Below are 24,293 nucleotides of genomic sequence, written 5' to 3'. Positions count from 1 at the left end.
AATTATTTCTCTTAGTATATACAAATTATCAGGTTCATACACCCCATAAAATAAAGGAAACCCATCATTTTGAAGCAGGAACAAGTGAATGAGAAATAAATCAAGAAAATACGACGCGAGAATAATATTTATACTAAAATATTAATATATATATATGAGGCTATGGAGTGCTTAAATGTATCATAAAACAAATAAACAAGATCTTGCACTTGAATTTCCCAATCCACGTTTGTTGGCGACAGTCTTTTATGGGTTACTCTCGGTTGTTGGAACAATACTGATCAACGGTTTTCTTACCATAATTGGCATTAAAGAGCTTGTGCCTTTATTTGAGGCAATTATTTTAGGTATGGTGGTGGCTTCGATTACAGGCGCAATTTTTGGTAAAAATATTGTTCATTGCCCCCGTCCATATAAACTTAAAACATTTTTCCTAGGCTTTATCATGGTCCTTCTCTCGCTACCATTTTTTGATTTAGGGCTACTTTTCTTTATGTATACCTCTGAAAATCCATCAATGGCCATAGCGAATGCTCATGATTTTATTTCCGCCTATCTCCTTGTTTTAGGCTATAGTTATATACTTTTCGGATTTTTACTGGCTATTGCTTCAGGCCTGGCTTCTATTTATCTACGCGGTCAATTTGTCTATCATGTGTTACATACCGACCAACGGAAAAGCCATCGTCTTCCCCGATATATTAATGTAGCAAGTCCAACAAAGGAAGAAAAAAGAAAAACAAAAACTGTATCGAGAACACGTACTCTGCAGCGCAAAAAATCTTAATCAATTCTTTGCTCTTAAATGTCTTTACCCCAGGTCTCAACCACAAGATCATGAACTTTCTCGCAAATAAAATACAAATTTTCAGTCGAAAAATCTAACGTCTCAAAATAAAAACTATTCTTTTCTTTGGGTTCTAAACGTAGAATGTCACTATAAAAATAAATGAAACATGCCTTATCTTAAGGTATTTCCTATTGGGATCTTCTTCTGATGCTTACTTTCTCCGATAAAGAACACCTTTTTTTTCTTCTAGCCCAAAAAACTACTGTTCTTACGCCCAATAACCGGCTCAGTGATGCCATAATTGAACAATACGTTACCAAATGCAACAAACCAACTTTAGAAAAACCCAAATGCATGCCCTATCGAGTCGCATTGGTTAAGGCCTATGAGCAGCTCCATTTTACTAATCCAGAACAAAATCATCCTATCTTAATAAATAACACTCAATGCAAATATTTATGGCGTAAAATAATTCAGGCTGAGACATACATCACTTACAGTGAGGGACTGCTCGAAGCAGTTCTAAGTGCCTGGGAACGATGTCAATTATGGCAGTTAAACAGTGATGACCCCTGTTTTCATTACACGGAACAAACGCGACATTTTCAAAAATGGTGGCAATTATTCGATGAACAGCTACAACAAAAACATTTAATTCACGAATTTCAATTAATACCTTATTTAATTAAGAACTACAGTTGCTTGTTTCATCAAAATATCGTTTGGGTCTGCTTTGATGATTTTACGCCGCAACAGGTCCGGTTACAGGAATATTTATCCCATAAGGGATTCACACAATATAGATATGATTTAGGGGAAAAACTCTCGCAAACACTGGTCTTTGCAGCCCAAGATAACCTGGAAGAGTATCAACATCTCATTGCCTGGTTGCAAACAAAAATAGAGGAGGGGAAACAACGAATCGGTGTGGTAGTTCCTAACTTAGAGGAAGAATATCATCCTTTAAAAAGAATTTTGGCCCAACATTTTGATCCATCAATCTATAATATCTCTCTGGGGCAACCTTTAAGTCAATTTCCTATGGTGTCTCACGCCTTATGCTGGTTAAATATCGATGACTCCTACCTCACGCCACATGAAGTGGGTTTGCTTTTGCAATCTCCCTATATCAGCGGGTCTAAAGAGGAGTTCTTAGCGCGCTCCGACTATTTACAAGAAGGAAATCTCCTGGAAAATCATTGGATATCTTTTAAAGCATTGAGAGAAGATTTGCATGCCCATTCACCAAAACTAGCGAGTTTATTGTCTCAATTAAATCCCTATCCTCAAGAAGCCTCCATACAGGAATGGATTCTTTTTTTTCAACATCGTTTAGCCATATTAGGGTTTCCTGGAGATTACACACTGAGTTCAGGGAATTATCAGTGCCTGAATCGTTTTATAGCAATATTTGATGAACTTCGGCAATTTGCGCTGCTTGGTGCACGTTTTACGAAGTTAGAGGCGCTTGAAGCAGTAAAATTTCTCACAGAAAATACCATTTTCCAGGCTCAGAAAACGAACGCCCCAATACAAATTTCTGGATTGTTGGAGGCCTCAGGATGTGAATTCGATAATTTATGGGTCATGGGATTAACCGATCAATGTCTGCCGCAGAAAGTACATTTATCTGCCTTTATTCCACCGCACCTGCAACGGGAACTGGGCATGCCCCACAGTTTGCCTGAGCGTGAATTACAATTCGCCAAATTGATGCTACATCGCTTACAAAGAAGTGCCCAACATGTTGTATTCAGTTATCCTCTACTGCAGGCAGATACCCCGAATTTACCTTGTTCCTTAATCATGGATTTTCCTGACTTCCAACCATACCAAATTCCTCATGAAGTAAAAAAATCATCTGCATTATCCCTGGATGAGGAAATTTTTGAAATTCCTGTTTTACCCTATGAGCAGATACCTGGTGGCACAGCAATTCTTTCGAATCAAGCCAAATGCCCTTTTAAAGCATTTGCAGAACATCGACTTCGAGCTAAAACTTCGTTAACCACCAAAGATGGTATTGATAATAAAGAACGTGGACGGATACTTCACCAGGTTATGGAGTTGTTATGGAAAAGATTAGAGAATCAAAATAATTTACTTCATCTTGCACCTGATATTTTGGAAGAACACATCAATCATGCCATATATGCCACTTTGCAATGGTTAAATAAAGAAAAAAACGATGCTTTGACAGATTCCCTCCAGGAAGTGGAGTACTTACGCTTAAAAAGATTGGTGCAACACTGTCTTGAATGGGAAAAACAGCGCCCTCCTTTTAAAGTGCTTGCCCTGGAACAAGACTATGAACTTCAGTTGGCAGGGATGAATTTTAAAGTACGTATTGATCGTTTGGACCAGGTCGAAGACAAAAAATGGGTGATAGATTATAAAAGTACACTACCTGCAAGCAAACCATGGAATGAGGAACGTCCGAAAGAATCTCAATTATTGCTATACGCACTTTTGGATGATCAAATTAATACCCTTTTGCTCCTGCAATTGAAATCAGGGAAAATTAGCTGTATGGGAATAAGCGAAGAAAAATACAATATAAACGGGATATCCCCAATAAAAAAAGAAGAAACATGGGATGGATGTATCACGAGTTGGCAAATGAAGTTGAATGAGTTAGCTACAGAATTCCAAGAAGGAGTTTGTATACCCAATCCTGCTCAGGCCTCTATTTGTCAACAATGCGATTATCAGAATTTATGCCGATTTCAGGGAGAAGAATAAGTTATCATATTGATTTAAAAATCTAATAAGGAAATTTTAATGTCGATTTCCTGTTAATTATGATATAAGACGAATAAACCATTCAATCCTTTGGACTGGTTTTAAACTCCATGGTTTTCCTGCAAATAATAAAAATAAGAGACGAATCATGCCTTTTAATCACAGAATTTTAGAAGCACGCTTACACGAATGCGATCAAGAGTTAGATAAACTGTTTGCTGATCAAAATCCCGGATTTAAAATAAATCAGCAAATAAAAGCTGTAAAAGATTATTACAACCTATCCTATACAAAAGTTGTTTCGGCTAAAAAAGCAGATCAAATTGCCACAAGCTACGAATTTTTTATTAATCATTTAAAACAAGTTAAAAATAAACCTTTAAATTCAAAAGAATGTATCGATCAAATCAGTAGTTCATGTGAATCAAGAAAAATAGGGGTTTTATTTCATAACCTTGCAAAAGCTTGCGAACTTTTGTTCTATGCTGCTACAGCGTTTTCACTTTATGCAGGAATTTTTGGAATTGCCTTGCCTGTTCTTATTGTTCAACCCGTATTAGGTGTTGCGGTAGGAATAACCATAGTTGGTGCTATGATCGCTGCTGCTTATAAAGCTTTATCTTGCTTCTCAGAGTTTAAAACTTTTGGTCGTCATGAAGCGGAATATACTAATGAATTGAGTTTGATCTCATTCTTCACGCCCGCACGTCAACAGCAAAAAGAAGAAAAACCAGGCGAAGTGGAAGAAGAGGTATTTTGCTGCATCTAAATTCAAGATGCTCGTCTCATTTTCTTTACTCACCAGAAGAGCACTGGGAACATCTCCTGTTGCTCTCCTGAGTCTGATAATCCCCATGACGTCATTGCGAAATTTAACTAGATGTTTAATAATGATAAAATCACAGGACAAGGGAGTGAACATGTCACTCAAATTAGTTAAGACACGAATTCTTTGCTGCAGTTTAATTACATGTTTACTAAGTAGTTGCTTTCATCCGCCTTATAATAATTTCAAACCAGTGCACCCAATGCCAAGAAGAGTGGTAACCGGAGCCGTCGTAGGTACTGCTGTGGGCGCTGCAGCAACCGGACATGTTGCTGGTGCTTTGGCAGGTACTGTTGTGGGAGGTACTGCTGGCGCTATGGTTGGCTTTTACAAAGCGAGCAGACGCAGCATTATTAAAGAATTGAACAAAGAAAATATTGAATATGTGCAATATGGCGATACGATAACTTTGATCGTACCGGTAGATAAATATTTCATGTTCGAAAGTCCTCGTCTGAACGAAGTCTGTTATCCGGGATTAGAAAACATCGTCAGATTGTTAAAATTTTACCCGAACAGCCCTGTTTATGTGGCGGGATTTACAGATAATGTGGGAACACGCCGTCACAAAAAATTACTATCCCAAGCCCAAGCGGAAACCATGCTAACCTTCCTATGGGCCAACAATGTACCAGCACAACTTCTTAAAGCTGAAGGGTATGGCGACAAAAATGACGTTGGTGATAATAAACTAATTCATGGTAGTGCATTTAATAGACGCATTGAAATACAATGGTTCAATAATTATGGTATTAAGACTTGTGCAACCTGTCCAGCTCCAGTACCATCACCGGTAGTATATTCAATGAAGTAGGCGAGTAATGCGTTCTAGATTTATCGGTGGAATTCTTTTAATTGTAGGCACTTCTATAGGCGGGGGAATGCTCGCTTTACCTGTTGCCAATGCCGCTACCGGGTTTTGGCAATCTTCCATCTTTCTTTTCCTGTGCTGGGTCATCATGACTTTAGGGGCTTTTTTTATTCTCGAAGCCAACCTTTATTTACCCAGAGGAAAACACATGGTTTCTATGGCCCAAGCGACTTTAGGTAATTTAGGTCTGCTTGCTGCCTGGGTGAGTTATCTTTTTTTACTTTATACCCTCTTGTCGGCATACATTTCCGGAGGGGCAGATGTATTAAACAGTCTGCTTTTAAAAATTGGATTCCATCTCGCTGATTGGCAAGCCAGCTTTTTATTTACACTCATTTTTGGATTGGTGGTTTATGGGGGAATCCGCTATGTTGATTATGTGAATCGCGGATTAATGTTCGGCAAATTAGCGGTTTACGTCTTATTAGTAGTACTCATTGCTCCGCATATTGAAATCCAGCATTTGCGCCATGGCGATGTGAAATATATTAGTGGCGCCATTATGATCTTAATTACTTCTTTTGGTTTCGCCATTATTGTCCCCAACCTACGGGATTATTTTGACGATGACATCAAACAGTTAAAAAAGGTTATTTTTATTGGGTCCCTGATTCCCCTCATTTGTTATTTGGCCTGGGATCTGGTAATCATGGGCGCCCTCCCTTCTGAAGGCAGTCAGAATCTTGAAAGTTTAATGCAAAATCCACATACCACAAGCGCATTGGCAGGCTTACTCTCTGCTAAAGTGCAAAATTCAATCATTAGCGCCCTATTTAATTTTTTCACTTCAATTTGCATGCTCACTGCTTTTCTGGGGGTGTCATTATGTTTGTATAGTTTTCTAGCAGACGGATTAAAAATGCGTGAACGAGGAAGCCATGGAATTGGATTGTTTTTGCTTACATTTGCACCTCCGCTGCTGATAGTCATTTATTATCCTGGTGCATACATCCATGCCTTAGGATATGCAGGTATTTTTTGTATTATCCTGCTACTACTTTTGCCCGCACTTATGTGTTATTTTGGTAGAAAGAATTATCATTCTGCTTTTTTAGTTCCTGGAGGTAAATGGACTCAAGGCGCGGTTGTTGCCATTTCTGTTGGGTTATTAACTTATGAAATTTACAAATTAGTATAATCCCTAGGGATAGTACATGTCCCCAAGCCCTCTGTCATAAATTGACTTGAAGTGGATAACGAAGTATCATATTGGATTAATTTTATACAATTTTGGATTAATATTTTCATGATCAATTCAAAACTAATAGGCGGAATATTACTTATAGTAGGGACCTCTATTGGAGGAGGCATGCTTGCATTGCCAGTCTCCACAGCAGAAGTAGGATTTGGAAATTCAATTTTCTTCTTATTATTTTGTTGGTTGGTTATGACTGCAGGCGCCTTATTAATGTTGGAAGTTAATCTACGCCTGCCTGCAGGAAGTAATATGATTTCCATGGCTAAATCCACCTTAGGTTTACCTGGTCAAATTATTGCCTGGATTACTTATCTTTTTTTACTTTATACCCTTCTTTCAGCTTATATCTCAGGAGGAAGTGATGTACTAAATAGCCTATTACATAAGTTGCATATTGATTTACCACCAAGTGTCACTGCAATCCTGTTTACATTTTTATTTGGTTTGATTGTTTATAAAGGAATACGTTCTGTAGATTATGTCAATCGAGGGTTGATGTTTGGTAAATTAGGTATTTATATTTTATTAATTGCTATTATCAGTCCGCATGCTTCCCCTCTAGGGTTAACAGGTGGATCAGCCAGAGCATTTACTGGCACTTTAATGATTTTAATTACTTCTTTCGGTTATGCATCCATCATACCCAGTTTACGTGACTATTTTGGCGACGACATCCGTAGTCTCAAACGCGTCATTCTCTTAGGCTCACTTATCCCACTGATTTGTTATATTGTTTGGGATGCAGTCATCATGGGGGTGGTTTCTCGGGAAGGAGAAAACGGTTTACTTGCACTTATGAATTCCGATCATGCCACCAGCGGATTAACGGAAGCCTTAAGCCAATCAGTACAAAATCAATGGATTAGCGGTTTCTTTGGCTTTTTTACCTCCATATGCATGCTGACTGCCTTTTTAGGGGTTTCCCTTGGGTTATTTGATTTTCTTGCAGATGGATTAAAACTGGAAAAATCCGGGTATCAAGGGAAATATACGTTGGCCCTAACGTTTCTTCCGCCACTTGCTGTAGTTTTGTTAAATCCGGGAATCTATTTACATGCTTTAAGTTATGCGGGTATTTGCTGCGTTATTTTATTATTACTCCTTCCTTCCATTATGGCTTGGAGAGGGCGTAAGGTCAGTTTAGTCGCCGCAGACAATCATCTACTGCCCGGAGGTAATTCAAGCCTCGCTTTAATCGGATGTGTTGCGGTCAGTTTACTTATTATTGCATTCATTAGTTAAGAAAACCTGCTGGCCTAATCGGACCATGAAAAACTGGTGCAGGTTACCCAACTTATCATCAAAATGCTCATTGACCCTTTTTACTGAATTCGACGAGCAATTGAGTGTGGTTTAACCACAAACTGACCCGCTCGATTGCTTATGCGGTTTTCCAGAACAATTTCAAGGTTTTCTCTATTCTTTTATAAATGCAAATATAGACTATACTATTTGTAAGTGGATGTTTTAATTAAAATAAAAATGCAAGGAGGTTATCATGCTAGGCTGGGCCTTAATATTTTTCATTATTGCAATCATTGCCGCTGCTTTTGGTTTTGGCGGTATTGCAGTAGCTGCTGCAGGAATTGCGAAAATTCTATTTTTTATATTTCTTGTTATTTTTGTTATATTTCTCGTTATGGGTCTGGTTGCACGCCGTGGACCACCCCCTGTATAAAAAATCTTTTAAAAAAATGATATGAAACCCGGATTTTTACCCGGGTTTTTTTCTTTAATCGAAAAGTTTAATTTGCATGTCTTGTGATGAGCTTTTCCAGGCTCTTTTCATGATTTCAGTGTTAAATGAAATACCAAATTCCCCATTCTTATTTAGTGCAATAACACCCATTTCTCCTCGTAGGGACTTATTGCGCTCATGGATTACATAATCACATGCTTCCTGTATTGGCCTATTAAATTCAACCATCATAGATATGGTATGTCCAATAACACCTCGAATTAAATATTCACCTTCACCCGTTCCAGAAACAGCGCATGTGTTATTGTTGGCATAGCAACCCGCACCGATGATACAACTATCACCAATCCGGCCTGGAAGGCAGTTACTGGTTCCACCTGTTGATGTCCCTGCTGCAAGATTCCCTTTTAAATCTAAAGCTACCGCACCTACAGTCCCTCTCATTTTTTTATTTTGTATGTCTTCCAATGTTTCTATTTTATTCAGTCTTAAATATTCTTCATGTTGATGCGAGGTAATGAAAAAAGATTCCGGCTCCCTGTCCATACCATATTTATTTGCTATTTCTAAAGCGCCATAACCTGAAAGAAAAACATGATTGGTTTTCTCCATAATTAAACGAGCAAGGCTAATAGGGTTCTTAACGGTACGCACCATTGAAACGCCGCCAGCATCTAAATTCTCTCCATTCATAATGGAGGCATCCATTTCAACCTCACCCCGACAGTTTAAGGCAGAGCCTCTTCCGGCATTAAACAAAGGATTATCTTCTAAAATTTTTACTGACTCTTCTACTGCGTCTAATGCGGAGCCACCTTTTTCAAGGATTGAATACCCCATTTCAATTGCTTTTGCCAGTCCTTTCTCAAATTCTTGATGATGTTCTTGTAAAAAAGGATAATCTTCACTCGCACCACCATGTACCGCTATTGCAATTTTGTTCATTAAATTCTTCCATTACTTAAACTGTTTGGGTATTGCCGGATTTGCCAGAGAACGATTGGCAATGGAAAATCGACAACCCTTTACTAAAAGATGAACAATTAAATTTTCTACAAAAACTGCTTCTCCTTCTTCTACCTCAGTAATATTCGTTTGATCAATGTTTCTCCCATCGATAATCACCACCATACCAGAACCATAACACTCTGCATTGGTCCCATTTTGGATTACCAGGGCAGTATCCTCTCCTAAACCAATACCTAATTGCTCTGGGTTCATAATAATTGCATGGGCAAGCCTACTAAATCGTCCTCTTTTAATGAAATGAGTATCGATGATACAAGATTGTAAAATTCCTAAGCCGGAAGTAGTTAATAAATTCCTGTATCTTAATGCTTCAGATAACCCTCCTCCTGTTATCATGACTGTTCCCATGACCATGGCTCCTGCACTGGTTCCAGCAACAATAAAATTATTATCCTTCATATATCTATTTTTAATAATTTCAATAATCGGAGTGCCACCCAATATGGTGGATAAACGAAATTGATCTCCCCCTGTAAAAAATATGGCACCTGCATCCTCTGCTCTTTTCAAATAGTCATCATTTCGTGCTTCAATTCTATTTTTAATAGGGATAAAACCTATATTGGTATATCCCATATCATGAAATACTTTTTGATATTCCTTTTTCACCTCATCTTGTATTTCAGAACCTGTGGTAATGATTTCTATTTTCTTATTTGATGGTGGCAATAACTCACTGAGGATTTCATAACGAGTGAATTCTTTTTTTTGCTCGGTTAAATCCAATGGAGACAAAGGCTCATTAGGACCTTTATCTTCAGCGCCGCCAATAATTAATAATTTAGCTTTAGGTGCCATCATACACCTCTTTAACTACCATAATTTCTTTTTCTTTTCTCCTAAGGAAGTTGGTAGCCTCAAATACATTTTCAACAGCGCAAAAAATAAAAGTATTCGGTTCTGCTACTTTCATAACATGTTCCATTGCCTCAATTTCATCTGAAATGATATTTAAAATGGGATTAAAATTTGATTTTTGGATCCCTGCAACCAAGAGACGATTCATTTCATGAGGAGTTCGTCCTCTTCCATCTTTGTCATGACGAATAACAATTTCATCAAACATTGAAGCAGCATGGTAGGCTAAATTTTCAATGTCCTCATCTCGTCGGTCACCAGCAGCGCCTATAATTCCAATTTTTTTTACACTATCAATTGAATTAAGATAATTTTTTAATTCACAAAATGCACCTGGATTATGTGCGTAATCGATCATGACCTGGAAATTGGGGAATTTGAAAAGATTCATTCTACCTGGAAGATTTTCAACAGTAGGATAGAAGATTTGCAGTGCTTGGACTATTTTCTCTTGAGAAAAATTGCTGATAAAGCCTGCCAGTGTTGCCGCAAGGATATTCGCAATCATACTTGTTGCTGTACCTTGAAAACTGAGGGGAATGGAACGTATATCTGCCAGAACAATGCGTTCAAGCCCCTTTTGGACCACAATGTTTCCTTCATCAAGATAAGCAGCCAATCCCCCTAAGTTACAGTGTGACTGAATACGGGAACTTGCAGACATAGCAAATAAAGCGATGTGGCAGATTAAATCCTTTTTCAAATGATAAGTTAAATCATCATCTGCATTTAAAATGGCATAGCCTGTTTCTTTCGTGCTGCGTGCAACAACCGCTTTTACTTCAGCCAGATCTTCAAGAGAATGAATGCCATTTAAACCCAGATGGTCTTCTGTAATGTTCGTGATCACACTAATGTCGCATTCATCAAAACCGAGACCTGAACGCAAGATTCCTCCCCGAGCACACTCGAGTACCGCATAATCAACTTCGGGATCATACAAAACAACTTGCGCGCTGGCAGGGCCGCTGCAATCTCCTTTAAAAATTAAGCGATTATTGATATATATCCCTTCTGTAGTCGTGTAGCCCGTGTGATGATTTGCACAACGGGCAAGATGAGCTATCAATCGAACTACAGAAGTTTTTCCATTAGTTCCCGTCACAGCAACAATTGGGATTCTAGAAGGCAGATTAGGGGGATAAAGCATATTCAGAATTGGTTCTGCTACGTTCCGTGGCGTACCTTCATAAGGTGATAAGTGCATCCTTAGTCCTGGTCCTGCGTTGACCTCAATAATGGCTCCGTTATTTTCATCCAGAGGACAGCTGATATCGTTTGAAATGACATCAATGCCACAAATATCCAAATTGACTAGTCGTGCGACCCGTTCTGCAAGAAACAGGTTAAAGGGATGCACTGTATCGGTTACATCCCGTGCTGTTCCCCCAGAACTTAGGTTAGCAGTTTCTTTTAAAATTAAAATTTTATCCTTGGGTAAAATACTTTCTAATGTGAGATTATTTTTTTGTAAAATAGAAAATGAGGATTCATCGAGTTTAATTTTTGTAAGTAAATTTTCGTGGGATTCCCCTCGGTTTGGGTCTTCATTCGCCAGCTGAATTAACTGGTTAATGGAAAGTTTTCCGTCTCCAATAATTCTCGCAGGAGTACGTTCGGCTACGGCAACCACTTTATAATTAACCACTAAAAATCGATAATCATTTCCTTTCACGAAGCGTTCTACAATTAATTCATCAGAGAATTTTTTAGCAAAATCATATCCAAAATTTGCTTTTTCTAAATCAGTAATATTTGTAGTCACCCCTTTTCCATGATTTCCATTGTAAGGCTTTATTGCCAAAGGGTATCCCAGTTGTTTGATCGCTTCATGGAGGCCTTCTTTATCCTTGATAATCAATCCGTAAGGTGTCGGTATAAAATGTGAACTCAGAATTTGTTTCGTCAACTGTTTATCGCAAGCGATATCCACGCCGATTGAACTTGTTTTTGAAGATATCGAAGCCCAAATTTTTTTTTGATTTCTTCCATATCCGAATGTAATGAGAGAAGTATTACCGTGACGTTTCCAAGGAATTTTTCTTTTTTTTGCTTCATCAACAAGTGATTGAGTACTTGGCCCCAGTCCTTTTTTTCTATAAATCTCTTTTAAAAAATTGATTTCTTTACCTAAAGAGTAGGGCTTTCCTTCTGCGAGGGCATGAATAAAATCCACTGCAACTTTTCCTGCATGTAAACCTGCTTCTTCAATTTGGAAAGCGAATATGACTTCATAAATGCCATAGTCGTGAGTTCCATAAGTCCGGCCATATCCACAATCCATACCTGCCAGGCATTGCAACTCTAAAGCCACATGTTCAATCACATGACCTAACCAGGTACCTTGCTCTATCCTTTTTAAAAATCCACCTTCAATCCCTAATGAACAACGATGACTGTATAGGCTTGGTAGATTGTCTATCAATCGTTCTTTAAACCCAACTAAGAGATTCGTGGGTAGCTCTTCATATTTTCCTAAATCCAGGGTTATAACAACAAGCTCTTTTCTATAGTTTGACCAATAATTAGGGCCTTTCAAAACTTGTGTTTTTAAAATGTTCATTCGCATTCCTTGGCATGAATTACTAAAAACTCTTTTTTAGCATAGAAAGAATTATTAAATTCTTCAAATTAAAAATAATTTATTTATGAACTGGGGTGAACTATGGAATGCATTAATTTTTAAAAAAAATTAAAAATGAGCCTGCATTCCTAAAAAGGGAATACAGGCAAGTAGACAGGCAAGCAGATTATTCTTTCACTTCACAAGTAATTTTTGTGCAATCGCGGCAATGTTTTGATGCAAAAGCAAATGATTTGGAAGCAGAGCCTGCAGCTTGTGACATTTTATTATCGGCATCTTGATCTTTCTTATTGTCACTTGAGCTTGCATTAGTAGTACAGACCCAATTTCCATTCATTGAAGTCTTTTTATTACCATTTGCATTTGAACTCGAGCTTGTAGTAGTGTTAGAGCTCGAATTATTTGTAGTGTCATCAGCAAATGTATTGAAAGAAAACATTACCAATGCACTAAACAATGTTCCAATGAATAACTTCATGATGTTACCTCCCTGTGTAGAACCCAGTTATGGATGTTTTAAACTCTGGTGCAGAGAAATTAGGCCAATGCTCTTTGTCAAACCCCGGCGCATCTTTTAAACGCTGTTTCTCTACATTAAGAATAAAACAGTCCTCTTCATTATCGTACAAAAACAAATTCCAGGGCACTGCAAAATATTTATTACCAAACCCTAGAAAACCTCCAAAGTCCAATACTAAATAATTGACTTTTCCAGTTTGCTTGTCGATAACAACTTCAGCAATCTCACCTAAATTTTCATGAGCTGGATTTCTAACCTGAGCTTTAATCAGCTCACCAGATTTTACAATCCCTCTGTCTTCCATGGTGGATAGCTCCCTATAACCAGGTCTGAATTTTAATGATGAATTTTTTTCTGGAAATCTTCTACAGCTTTCTTAGCTTCATCTTGTGAATAGCCATAATGCTTTCTTAATTTGCCGTAAATTTCTTCTTGATTGCCTTCAATTTGAGTCAAATCATCATCAGTGAGCTTTCCCCAAGCCTGTTTCATTTGACCTTTAATTTCAGTCCATTTTCCTTGAAAAATATTTCTATTCATTTTTTATTCTCCTAACGTTTTTTGGACATTAAAATTTCTTAAACCCAAATAAAGGCTAGTCAATAACTTTTAAAAATGCAAAGAAAGGAGAGCAAGAAACAGAATATTTACAAAATAATATAACTTTCACTGGTATTCCTCAAAGCTTGAATAAAAGGCGTGAACCATCTGATTTAAAGTAGAATTTGCATGACTGTTACAAGGTGTCCTTTAAAATGGTCGGAATCCATAATTTGCCAACCCAAGGATTGATAGTAATTCGGGATCGTTTTATCAAAAGCAAAAAGATAGAGCCTTTCATATCCCATTTTTTTTGCTTGGTCTTTGGTTTTTTCTATGAGATCTCTTCCCAGTCCTCGACTTTGATATCCAGGTTTAACAGTTAAAGAACCCAACCAAGGTGTTAAATGGTGACGAATTCCATCGTTGTCGCGGAGGCTGCACATGCCTACGGGTTTCCCATGATCATATGCTACAAAGGTAATCGGCAATTTATCTTGATTTGCATGCCCTCTAAATCGTTGTTGTACCTCCTCAAGAGGTATGCCAGGTAACCAAATTTTTCCCAGTCCCTCTTGCCACATTAAAGCCAGTTCGGGAACTGCCTCAATATTATTGTGCAAAAAATCAATTGTTATCATCCAACACCCAACCCTCAAAATGGTTCACTCGTGTAGCAGGATATCAATAAATAGAGGCCGCGAACAAGTCGCGGCACGTAGGTGAAGGGTGGGCACTCATGAGGATATTTTAAATTTTCTTGTTCCAGTAAAATATTACATTTCATTAGCCGTTCATTAATGAAATAATTGCAATGCGAAATATTTGGAAGTTAATTCCCTTACCTGGATGCCGCGAGCAAGTTACGGCACGTAGGCGAAGAGAGGTTTTGAAATGCGTTATCCGCTCATGGTAGACATTACACAATAGTGCCCCCTATCTACGTGCCGCGACTTGCTCGCGGCATCCAGCAGATCTTGTTCAAGGCAAATATTTCCAGAAAGATCTGCAGTAGTTTAGACTTTTTCTTCTATTTCAAATTTTTGGATCAATGCGGGATTTTCTGGTGATAATGTAAAACTAATTTTGAGATTTGTTTTTACACCTTTGACCATAAATGATCCACGCAATTGATTTTCTGGAATAACCTCCCCTACATGGAGAATTTTACCTGCCTTGGCAAAAAGCTCATGGGTATTCTTTTTCAATGAGTCCATTGGTGAGTCTAGGAAAAAGTTAGGAGCGAATAATCCGCTTGCAGAGGCATTGCTCCACTCAGGAAGTAATTTCATTAATGCCATCTGTCGTTCCCTCAAAATTTTTGAAGGAGGCAGTTTCCTCGGTTCTAGATGGGCATTTTTAATGAGCTCATTGACTGCCTTGTTATTTATTTTATCTGCCGCAGCATAGGTCACGTTGGTCAACAAGACCACACCGATACCATATTCAGGCAATATGAACCAGTTACTTCCAAACCCAGGTAACCCGCCACTATGTCCAATGGCAATTTTATCATTGCAATCTCTGGACCATCGTAAACCATAACCATAAGCATTTATTGTGGGGCATTCTTTACCATGAACATTTGATTTTGTATCCAGGGCATACAACCGCCAAGGTTGGTGCATTTCCCTGATGGAACTTCTTTTTATAGGGCCTTTTTCAGCATCATCACGGGGAGGCCATGCAGATTGATGTAAAGCAACGTAAGCACTAAAGGATTCCAGAGAAGTAATCATCCCGCCCATAGAAGCATAACTGCCGTCATGCAATAGCGGCTCCTCTTGCCATTGTCCACTCCGCCATTGATAGCCATGAGCCAGTTGATTCGCAGGAACCTGGGTAAACTCCCAGGCTGCCTGTTTCATACCTAAGGGTTGCCAAAAATTAGAGGCAATGTATTCTTGATAGGTCATTCCCGATGCTTTCTTGATAATTAAACCTAAAAGAGCAAATCCAAGGTTACTGTATTCAAATGATGTACCGGGAGCATTAGATAAAGAAATTCCTTTCTGTACTAAAGAGGTTAACTCATCATCGGTTTTATTTAAATTTCTATCTCCCCAGGGATTATCTTCAGGAAACCCTGCTGCATGGGTTAATAAATCACGAATCGTTATTTCTGGCGCATCTTGAGTTAACTTTTGATTTTTCAGTTCGGGAATATAAAAAAAAGCGGGATCATCTAACTTTAATTTACCCTCATCCCTAAGTTTTAAAATGGCCATAGCTGTGAAACTTTTAGTCATCGATGCAATGCGGAACATAGATTGGGAATCAACGGGAATCTTTTTTTCTAAATTGATATAGCCGCCATTTCCTGTATGCACCAGATTTCCATCTAATATAATCCCGTAGCTATAACCTGGCACATGGTTTTTCCTGGAATATTCCTGATACATTGCGTCAATTAAGGGAAATAGTGCTTCTATTTTTGAAAGTCTATGGCTTTCGGTAAATAAGGGAGGAAGATAAGAATCTTTATTTTGGGCCATTCCCGTCAGGGGGAGCATCACAGAAAGAAGAATAATTTGTTTCATAATACCAGGGCTCATAGACAAACCTTATTTTTTAGATTAAAAAAAAAGTGAAGTATATAATATGTGTTGACTGAAACAGACATTCAATGAAAAATAGACATTGCTCCATTGCCCCTCCTTTTAAGGGATACCCCACATGAAATTCTCATTGTTATTAAAAATGATACGTTTTTGGCCACCTTTTTGGGGCGCAGGCATTAGCGTCAAAAAATATCATCTTGATGGTACATATATTCTTGTACAGATGAAAATGCGATTTTGGAATAAAAATTATGTAGGAACGCATTTTGGCGGTTCAATGTACTCGATGACTGATCCTTTTTATATGTTGATGTTAATGAATTTATTGGGCAAGGGGTATATTGTTTGGGACAAGTCAGCATCTATTCGCTACAAAATACCTGCCAAAGGAACGCTCTACGCACAATTTAAATTAACTCCGGAGCATGTAGAAAAAATACGGCTTGAAGTGAATGAAGCAAAAAAAATAGAGTCAGAATTTATGGTTCCTATAACGGATGAAGAGGGGAAGGTTGTCGCTGAAGTAAAAAAAATTCTTTCTATTATCAAAAAATAGATATTACAAAATGTCCTTTATGTCCCTTTGACTAAAATTCACATTAGCTTCCGAAAGTAAAAGTATACAACATCACACCCGGCTCACTGGTAATTATCTGCACATAACCATGGGTAAATTTCTTTTCTGAGATTAGTTCATACAGTGCAAATTTGTTCACGGTCAGTTTATTTTCGGAAATCATTCGGCCAGAGTCATCGATAAGCCTAACCTTTATTTGAATCGGCTTGTTGGTACTATTACCCATAACTGCAAATACTTTGCGCGCATTAAATTGAATCTTGACAGACGCATTGGCTTCTTTAGCAAGGACAAATTCCCTACCCGCTTGCCATAGCCCCTCCAAACCCCAACTGTTTGTAGGTAATTGATTAGGAAAATGATAGGAAGCGGATTTATCTTGAATTAACTTAGGACCGTAATCTGAATTTGATTTTGCATAACCCAAATAAGTTTCAGGTGTCTGAGTCAGATTGAATGAAACATCCTTTAAAGCCTTTAGGGTACTTAAATCTTTTATCCCTAATAAAAAGCGAATGTTGTTCTCCATGACATCATATTCACCCTCCCCAAAACACTTATAAACGATTTCGCCTTTTTTATTTATTAAATAATGAGCAGGCCAGTAATGGTTTTCATAGTTTCTCCATGTTGTAAATTGATTATCCAGTGCTACAGGATAAAGAATTCCATATCTTTGTACTGCCGCCTTAACATTATCCACACTTTTTTCAAAATTGAACTCAGGAGTATGAATACCAATAATGACCAACCCTTTATCATGGTATCGCGTGTACCAATCTTTGAGGTAAGGCAAGGTGCGTAAACAATTGATACACGAATAGGTCCAAAAATCAATTAAAACGACTTTTCCTTGCAAATCATCTAATCGTAAAGGCGGAGAATTTATCCATGTTTCTATTCCTTGTATCGGAGGTGCAGGGTAAGTAAACCATAAACCGTTAATCAGCGAATTGGATGTTTTTATTCCAGTTTGAGGCATTACGGAAGAAGAGACTACATTCCCTTCAAAGTAAACCATATACACCACGCTAGCGATGATGATGCCACCTAAAAACTTTCGAAGCATCGTGGTATGTGCCTTAAAAAAGGAAAATGTTGTAACTATTTTTTTTCCGTATAAAGAAATAATAAACATGGGGATGGCAGCACCTAAAGCAAAAGCCATCAACGTAAAAAAACTTACCAGTGTTGTTTTCTGTAATGCAGTTTGTACAATAATCGCTGCTAGAATTGGTCCAGCGCATGGAGTCCAAATAATGGCAATGACTCCTCCAAAAAAAAGTCCATTCCAAAAGCCTCCTTCCGGCTTACTGGCTGAAGTAAAAAAAGTACCGATTCGAGCAAATCCTTGCGTGATTCTGCCAAATTGTTCCGTTAAGTAATTGGATATCATAATGGCACCTAACAGGAGCAAAATCACATAGCCGAAAACTCGCACCACGTTAAAATCTAGATTTAAGTACTGGACTAACTGATGGGAAAAAAATACGAATAATGAAAAAAATAAAATAAAACCGACAATAATTCCTATCGGTCTTCTTTTGGAACCGGTCAGTGAACCCGCTAAAAAAATAGGAAGAATTGGCAGAATACATGGGGAAATAATTAAGCCAAATCCTTCTATAAATCCTAAAGTAATATGAAAAAAATTATTTTCCATTTTTTAATCGCAACCCGCTTAGGTGTTTGTCAGCACCTGTTCAGAAACTACCTCTTAAGTGCTTCACTGCGTCAAAGCCCTAAGACATCGTTTCATTGAGTTAAAAAATGAACTAGAACTCGGGTTAATTTACAAACGAATATGAGCACCGCTTTGTTGCAACCGTTTTGCAACAACCAATTGAATATTGTCACGCGCACGCGCAGGGAAATATTGATAAACTGCCAAAAAGTCTGCAGCACTAATTGTAAGAAATTGACATGCTGTAATTGTACTAATACGCGCCGTTCTACGTATGTTACGAAGAATTGCTATTTCCCCGAATACATCTCCTGGACCTAAGGTATTGATTCGTTTCCAGCCCATGGATTGGGTCTTAATAGAAACTTGCACAGTACCACGAATAATAATATAAAGCTTATCCCCTATTTCTCCTTGTTCTATGACGATTTCTTCGGGTCTGTTGCTGGTAATAATACATTTATCTGCAAGCATCTTCTGCTCGATATGACCAATTCCTGTAAAAATAGTCGCACGAGAAAGTATGGGTATAATTTCTGCTTGAGATAGATAATTATGCGCTTCCATTTACTTTCTCCCATTCCAAAAAACAACATGCCTTGACTATAGTATAGTTGTATTTTTTAAAATTTTTTGCGATAAGAATATTTTTTATTGCTCGATAAAATTATCTTTGGAAAGAGAATAATTTCGTAACTCTTCGCAGAACAGTTGGCTTAAAAACAATAAAACACTAATTAAATCAGCCACTCCTCCCGGGCTAATTCCCGCATTAGAAAAAAGTTGATGTAATTCACCACCCCTTTCCTGACGAGCTTGTAAACACTGAATTGACAATAATTCTTTTACTTGGCATTTGGCAAAATCCAGAGCTTTTTTTCCTTTTCTATAAAGAATATTGGTATCGTCCAGATGAAGTAACAGTTTAGAGTACGCAAACAAACACACTGCATTCAGAGATTTCGTTTTAAGAAAAAGGGATATAAAAGATGGAAGTATTCGAAAAATGATATCATATCCCCTCATTGCCATATGTCTGGCATCAATCACCTGGTATCTTTTTCGCACTAAACTCCCATGACTTCCTGGATTTTCATGATGATTCTCCAGATGTCTAGGCCAATCTTTTAATATTTGATGTTGAAGCTCCTCTGGTGTAAATTGTTTTTTTTGGTGAGCCAATCTCCTAACAGAAACACAGAAAATGCCCAAAGCGAAAATAGCACCGCGATGTGTATTGATACCTTGAGTCTTTTCAAGCATCCTTTTTTCTGCTTCAATCGCAAGTTGCTTTAACTCCTCGAATGAACCTTTTGTTAATCCTGCTCGTGTAATATGATAAAAATAATGGCGTAAGGTAAATAAGCTACGAAACAATGTCTCGCCATTCATATCTGAATGCGCACCTGCATCTTTAAAGCTGACTAATCCAGGTTTTGGATGCGCGCGCACCTCTAAATAAAGCGCTCTAACTGCCATTCTGGCGATTGTTCTTTCACAATAAAGGATAGCATTCATAAAGTTCAAACCGTGACAATAAAAAAACATTATCCCTGCTTTTACATATTAATTTCTTTGCAGAAACATCAATTAGTTCTTTAATGGATATATCTCCAAATAGAGGAAATCGAACCTCTCCATCCATGTTACGGCAAAATTTATGAGCTAACAGGGCCATAAGTTGATGCAAGTCATCCAGGGAAAATTGTTCGTATTGGATGAGAATATCCAGGTCCGATTGAGCAGTCACAAAAGGGAGATTGGATAAATAGTGGAATAAAAATGAGCCATAAACACCAATATTTTGAATTGGAGATAATCTAAGAATTGATTCGAGGCCTTCTATCCCATATTTTAATAAAAAAAATTCATGCAGCTTGATAAGCTGCGGGAGTGGTTGAGTTTTTTTTACACATTGCAACTCAACCTGTAAACCAATTCGATGCTTTTTATTATGATGCAACAAGGTTAACCCTAGATGAATTGATGCTTGAGCAACTAATTGTTTGGTATAAATTAAAGGCCTTTCGAGAGTCAACCAACTTTTAATCTGTTCTTCGATCAATATTCTATTTCCCTGATAAGAAGCGAAACGAAATGTTGCATTAGGTTTAAGATAAATTAAATGATGTCTTTGCGCATTCATCAGTGATGAGCTACTTTATTGATAATGGAATAAGCAAACTTCCTACCCCCACGCTCACTACCTAAACGCGCCCTATTATCTTGGGTGTTTTTATTCTGAATGGCCCAATATATTTTTTGAGCAAGCTCTGAAGGAGCAACAATGTCATGCAATCCGCCAAGAGCGTAAAAATTATGCACTCCGGGTGCAAAAACAGGTAAAGTCTTACTGAGTTCCTGAAGTGTACTTAACTCAATTTTGGTGACCTTAGCAATACCTTCTAACCACATCACGGCTAAAGATGCCTCAGGTAATGCTAAAATTGTATCCGCCATTAACCCATAAGCGATAAAAGCCCCTCCTAATGCCTGATTGGAAACCAGTGAAACCAAAATATTTCCTTGTTGGCGCAAACACTCTAGACATTCCAGTAAATGACCGTAATATTGTTGCATTCCCAACCATTCGTCATGCATGGTGAGTTCTTGCCCAGCAACATCAACCAGAAGTAAAACAGGATCTTTAGATCCACTTTCAAGTATTTCAATAACATGCTGGGCCATTATCAAGGCTTGCTCTACGCCAAAAAATATAGGCTCCTTGACTCCAAGAATATGTATGGGCAGATTATTTAATGTTCCCTTGCCATACACAATGGCGTGGTTTTCTGTCAACTTAATTTCCTGAGAAAAAATGTGCTGGAGAAGCTCCTTTAGTGAAACCATTTTGTTATTCCTTCTGAAATCATATCAAGCATTTATCAGCTGTTTTCTTTCATGTCTTCCTTGCTGAATCAAAGTAAACTACCATTTATTCCAATTTCTTTTTTATCGTCTTGGCTGCTTTAATAAATTCCTGATCTTTCATATCGAATATGGTTGGCGCATATTTGGGTTCTACATGATTCAGGTAAGCGCCTTCTTCCTGAAAGCCTTGGGTATCCTGTAAACGTTTTTTCAATAAAGTGTGTTTTTGCTTTATTGAGTTCAGATTGATTGGAACTTTTTTATCCAAGGAAATAATCAGCTGCGCGCGAATTTCAGCAACATCCTTACCGACGTAACACGGAGCTATACCTTGTAAATAGCGGGTTTTACCTCCATAAACCCGCCACACTAACGCCCTGTCTTGAGCGTTAAAGGCATTTGTTCCTGCGACTGCCTGAATCACTTCGGGTCCAGATACTCCGATCCGCCCCCCTTCATTAATGATGAGATAGTCCAAACATGCTGAAATGATCCCCATTCCACCAAAAGCGCCGTTTTTACCACAAATGATGCCTATGGTGGTTATTCCATGCTGCCGTGCCTCAAATAAAGCGCGAATTGTTTCGGAAATGGCTATTTCTCCAGCATTCGCTTCGTGTAAACGAACACCGCCACTATCAATCAAAAGAACAACTGCCTTAACTTGAGATGCAATTGCCGCTTTAAAAAGACCAGTAAGTTTCGCACCATGAATTTCTCCAACTCCACCACCCATAAAATCTTTTTGCTGGGAAGCAACCAATACTTTGTTTTTTTGTAAGGAAGCTGAACCTATGACAATGCCATCATCTGCTTGGGCAGGTAGGTTTAACGCAGCCAAGTAAGGACTGTAGTGATTTTCGTCAGCAAGCCACTCTTGAAATGAATTCTCATCAAAAATTGCTTGAATTCGTTCGCGAGCATCAAGTTCTTCATAATTTGATCCTGGCTTATGATTTCCTTGAAATTCATCTAGAGCCTGACCTAAACGCAATAACACAACCGCAGGCGTCGCCCCATTATCATTTAAGGTGAAAAGCAAACCGACTGGTTGATATTGCTTGACAAAATCTTCTATCACCATTTTCCACACCGTCTTATAATGATCCACTGCAGTTTGAATGGTAAATAGAGTTTCTTCTGTAATATTTTCGTCAATAATGACTTCCAAATTACCGGAGCCTACCACGCCGCAAACAGTTTTTTTGCCGTGTAACCGCTTTCCAGGAAGTTTAAAACGAAATTCCATTTGTTCCATTTTTTTGTCCTACCAATTTCTAAATTTGACCGGTGGTTCATATAAGCCTTTGGAGTAATCAACCAGATCACGAATGGATTTGGCTGCCAATAATTCTCTGGTTGCATCCGATGTTTTGATTTTTAAATCTTCCGGTCGCTGAATTACGCCACGATGGCGTAAATCCTCTACTTTTTTCTTATCCCTCATGATTCCCACTTCAGTATAACCTGCAATGCCTCGAATGGCTTGCTCACGCTCCTCAAGATTGCGGCACATAAGGAGATTGGCAATACCTTCTTCAGTGACGATATGACTCACATCGTCACCGTAAATCATGACTGCTGGCAAATCGGCATTCATGGATTGTTGCAAAGCCCAAGCATCCAGTTTTTCTACAAACGTAGGTTGTGACGAACTCTGGAAGGTTTCTACCATTTGCACCACCAGTTTTCTTCCGCGCGGCATTTTTAAATTTAAGGCTTCACAACGTTCTTGGCCTGCTTTCAACCAAGCATAAGAAGAATGACGGCGTCCTGGTGCATCACAGCCCATATTGGGTGCCCCCCCGAATCCTGCAATTCGTCCCTCAATAGCTGTGGAGCTGTTTCCTTCCAAATCCATCTGCAAAGTGGCGCCAACAAAAGCATCACACGCATAATGCCCGGCAAGTTGACCGAACATACGATTGGAACGCAAGTTCCCATCATGACCAGTAAAAAAGACATCGGGACGAGCAGCTGCGTATCGACTCATTCCTACTTCTCCCCCGAATGAATAAATTGATTTCACAAAGCCCGACTCTATCGCTGGTATTAAAGTGGGTAAAGGATTAACAACCCAATGCTGGCATATTTTACCTTTTAAACCTAAAGATTTGGCGTAGGTAGGCAACAGTAATTCAATGGCACAAGTATTAAAGCCTACACCATGATTAAGAATATTAACGTGATAAGGCGCATAAATTCCTTTAATGACCATCATGGCCATAAGTATTTTCATTTCATCAATTTGTGCCGGATCACGGGTGAACAGAGGCTCAATATAAGATGGTTCAGGTCCTTGAACTATAACATCAACCCAATCTGCAGGAATATCAACACGCGGTAAATTCTCCACTATCTCGTTGACTTGCACCACCACCACACCATTTTTAAAATGAGTGGCTTCTATAATAGCCGGCGTATCTTCTGTATTGGCTCCAGTAAATAAATTTCCTTGCTTGTCTGCTTTATCTGCCATAAGTAAACAGACATGAGGCGTCAGATCGGTTAGCAACCGTGCAAAAAGTTCGTTATACGTATGGATATTTCCAATCTCAATTTTTTTATTTTTTACCATATTCGCAAGACGAATGGATTGAGGTCCTGAATAAGCAAAATCAATACGGTTTGCAATCTTTTTTTCAAACACATCCAAATGCTCAGGTAAAGCAATAGCAGACTGAATCATATGTAAACGATTCACTTGCTCCGGGTTGAATTGAGTTATAGCTGCAGCTAAAAAATTCGCTTGTTTCTGATTGTCTCCTTCAATACATACGCGATCGCCGGACTGAATCATATGAGAAAGTACGTTGAGGATGTCCTTTGAATCTATAAATTTTTTGTTCTTGAGGTAAGGTTTAATCTTGGATAAACGTTTTGAATAGGCTTTTGTATTCAGATCCCACATTGAGGCTTCCGGTAATTGTATTTGTCGATTTA

At 38.3% G+C, this 24,293-nt stretch carries 23 protein-coding genes; 8 read left to right on the top strand and 15 right to left on the bottom strand.

Annotated elements, in window-relative coordinates:
- Positions 1–175: 175 nt before the first annotated feature.
- The 7 genes from BU07_RS0106595 to BU07_RS0106565 all read left to right on the top strand — a co-directional run bounded on the left by BU07_RS0106595 (position 176) and on the right by BU07_RS0106565 (position 8,105).
- Entirely contained in the window at positions 176–787 is a 612-nt protein-coding gene (locus BU07_RS0106595; protein WP_031564464.1) for a hypothetical protein, read from the top strand.
- Positions 788–997: 210 nt separating this feature from the next.
- Positions 998–3,532 carry a PD-(D/E)XK nuclease family protein gene (locus BU07_RS0106590; RefSeq protein WP_031564462.1) on the top strand — a complete coding sequence of 845 codons (2,535 nt, stop codon included), beginning with the start codon at positions 998–1,000 and terminating at the stop codon, positions 3,530–3,532.
- A 148-nt stretch (positions 3,533–3,680) separates the two neighbouring features.
- Complete coding sequence (locus BU07_RS0106585; RefSeq protein WP_031564460.1) at positions 3,681–4,301, top strand: DUF5638 domain-containing protein; 621 nt, start codon at positions 3,681–3,683, stop codon at positions 4,299–4,301.
- Between the two features lie 151 nt (positions 4,302–4,452).
- Positions 4,453–5,172: a C-OmpA-like family protein CmpA gene (cmpA, locus tag BU07_RS0106580; RefSeq protein WP_031564458.1), complete on the top strand. Its 720-nt coding sequence runs from the start codon at positions 4,453–4,455 to the stop codon at positions 5,170–5,172.
- A 7-nt stretch (positions 5,173–5,179) separates the two neighbouring features.
- Positions 5,180–6,367, top strand: a complete 1,188-nt coding sequence (locus BU07_RS0106575; RefSeq protein WP_031564456.1) for an amino acid permease — start codon at positions 5,180–5,182, stop codon at positions 6,365–6,367.
- Between the two features lie 108 nt (positions 6,368–6,475).
- A complete protein-coding gene (locus BU07_RS0106570; protein ID WP_031564454.1) occupies positions 6,476–7,669 on the top strand; it encodes an amino acid permease in 1,194 nt (397 codons plus the stop codon).
- A 256-nt stretch (positions 7,670–7,925) separates the two neighbouring features.
- A complete protein-coding gene (locus tag BU07_RS0106565; RefSeq protein ID WP_031564452.1) occupies positions 7,926–8,105 on the top strand; it encodes a DUF1328 family protein in 180 nt (59 codons plus the stop codon).
- Positions 8,106–8,159: 54 nt separating this feature from the next.
- Here the strand turns inward: BU07_RS0106565 and BU07_RS0106560 are convergent, their stop codons facing one another.
- From BU07_RS0106560 to BU07_RS0106525, 8 genes are all read right to left on the bottom strand, one after another.
- Positions 8,160–9,071 carry an isoaspartyl peptidase/L-asparaginase family protein gene (locus BU07_RS0106560; protein ID WP_031564450.1) on the bottom strand — a complete coding sequence of 304 codons (912 nt, stop codon included), beginning with the start codon at positions 9,069–9,071 and terminating at the stop codon, positions 8,160–8,162.
- Positions 9,072–9,083: 12 nt separating this feature from the next.
- Positions 9,084–9,956 (bottom strand): cyanophycinase, encoded by an 873-nt coding sequence (locus BU07_RS0106555; RefSeq protein WP_242601843.1) that lies wholly within the window; start codon positions 9,954–9,956, stop codon positions 9,084–9,086.
- Positions 9,943–12,576, bottom strand: a complete 2,634-nt coding sequence (gene cphA / locus BU07_RS0106550; RefSeq protein WP_031564445.1) for a cyanophycin synthetase — start codon at positions 12,574–12,576, stop codon at positions 9,943–9,945. The genes BU07_RS0106555 and cphA overlap by 14 nt, the downstream gene beginning before the upstream one ends.
- 187 nt (positions 12,577–12,763) lie before the next feature.
- On the bottom strand, positions 12,764–13,075 hold the full coding sequence (locus tag BU07_RS0106545; RefSeq protein ID WP_031564442.1) for a hypothetical protein: 312 nt from the start codon (positions 13,073–13,075) through the stop codon (positions 12,764–12,766).
- A gap of 4 nt (positions 13,076–13,079) precedes the next feature.
- The gene (locus BU07_RS0106540) at positions 13,080–13,421 is read right to left on the bottom strand and encodes a PRC-barrel domain-containing protein (protein WP_031564440.1); all 342 of its coding nucleotides are present in this window, start codon (positions 13,419–13,421) and stop codon (positions 13,080–13,082) included.
- Positions 13,422–13,453: 32 nt separating this feature from the next.
- Positions 13,454–13,657 (bottom strand): CsbD family protein, encoded by a 204-nt coding sequence (locus tag BU07_RS0106535; protein WP_031564438.1) that lies wholly within the window; start codon positions 13,655–13,657, stop codon positions 13,454–13,456.
- Positions 13,658–13,830: 173 nt separating this feature from the next.
- Entirely contained in the window at positions 13,831–14,298 is a 468-nt protein-coding gene (locus tag BU07_RS0106530) for a GNAT family N-acetyltransferase (RefSeq protein WP_031564437.1), read from the bottom strand.
- A gap of 375 nt (positions 14,299–14,673) precedes the next feature.
- Positions 14,674–16,212 carry a serine hydrolase domain-containing protein gene (locus BU07_RS0106525; RefSeq protein ID WP_031564435.1) on the bottom strand — a complete coding sequence of 513 codons (1,539 nt, stop codon included), beginning with the start codon at positions 16,210–16,212 and terminating at the stop codon, positions 14,674–14,676.
- A 121-nt stretch (positions 16,213–16,333) separates the two neighbouring features.
- Between BU07_RS0106525 and BU07_RS0106520 the strand changes: the two genes are divergently transcribed.
- Entirely contained in the window at positions 16,334–16,774 is a 441-nt protein-coding gene (locus BU07_RS0106520; protein ID WP_031564433.1) for a DUF4442 domain-containing protein, read from the top strand.
- Between the two features lie 43 nt (positions 16,775–16,817).
- Here BU07_RS0106520 and BU07_RS0106515 read toward each other — a convergent pair whose 3' ends face one another.
- The 7 genes from BU07_RS0106515 to mdcA form a co-directional block, all read right to left on the bottom strand.
- A complete protein-coding gene (locus BU07_RS0106515; RefSeq protein WP_031564432.1) occupies positions 16,818–18,458 on the bottom strand; it encodes a cytochrome c biogenesis protein DipZ in 1,641 nt (546 codons plus the stop codon).
- Between the two features lie 129 nt (positions 18,459–18,587).
- On the bottom strand, positions 18,588–19,046 hold the full coding sequence (locus BU07_RS0106510; RefSeq protein WP_031564430.1) for a cyclic nucleotide-binding domain-containing protein: 459 nt from the start codon (positions 19,044–19,046) through the stop codon (positions 18,588–18,590).
- An 84-nt stretch (positions 19,047–19,130) separates the two neighbouring features.
- On the bottom strand, positions 19,131–19,958 hold the full coding sequence (locus tag BU07_RS0106505; RefSeq protein WP_242601842.1) for a triphosphoribosyl-dephospho-CoA synthase: 828 nt from the start codon (positions 19,956–19,958) through the stop codon (positions 19,131–19,133).
- Positions 19,959–19,974: 16 nt separating this feature from the next.
- Positions 19,975–20,625: a malonate decarboxylase holo-[acyl-carrier-protein] synthase gene (gene mdcG, locus BU07_RS0106500; protein ID WP_031564426.1), complete on the bottom strand. Its 651-nt coding sequence runs from the start codon at positions 20,623–20,625 to the stop codon at positions 19,975–19,977.
- Positions 20,625–21,329 carry a biotin-independent malonate decarboxylase subunit gamma gene (locus BU07_RS0106495; RefSeq protein WP_031564424.1) on the bottom strand — a complete coding sequence of 235 codons (705 nt, stop codon included), beginning with the start codon at positions 21,327–21,329 and terminating at the stop codon, positions 20,625–20,627. The genes mdcG and BU07_RS0106495 overlap by 1 nt, the downstream gene beginning before the upstream one ends.
- An 85-nt stretch (positions 21,330–21,414) precedes the next feature.
- Positions 21,415–22,608, bottom strand: coding sequence for a biotin-independent malonate decarboxylase subunit beta (locus BU07_RS0106490; RefSeq protein WP_031564421.1), 1,194 nt, complete (start codon positions 22,606–22,608; stop codon positions 21,415–21,417).
- Positions 22,609–22,617: 9 nt separating this feature from the next.
- On the bottom strand, positions 22,618–24,261 hold the full coding sequence (gene mdcA, locus BU07_RS0106485) for a malonate decarboxylase subunit alpha (RefSeq protein ID WP_031564419.1): 1,644 nt from the start codon (positions 24,259–24,261) through the stop codon (positions 22,618–22,620).
- Positions 24,262–24,293 lie beyond the last annotated feature (32 nt).

The organism is Legionella wadsworthii DSM 21896 = ATCC 33877 (genome assembly GCF_000701265.1).
Lineage (GTDB): Bacteria > Pseudomonadota > Gammaproteobacteria > Legionellales > Legionellaceae > Legionella > Legionella wadsworthii.
The sequence above is the reverse complement of the archived record's forward strand: the minus strand, read 5'-3'. Positions and strand labels throughout refer to the sequence as shown.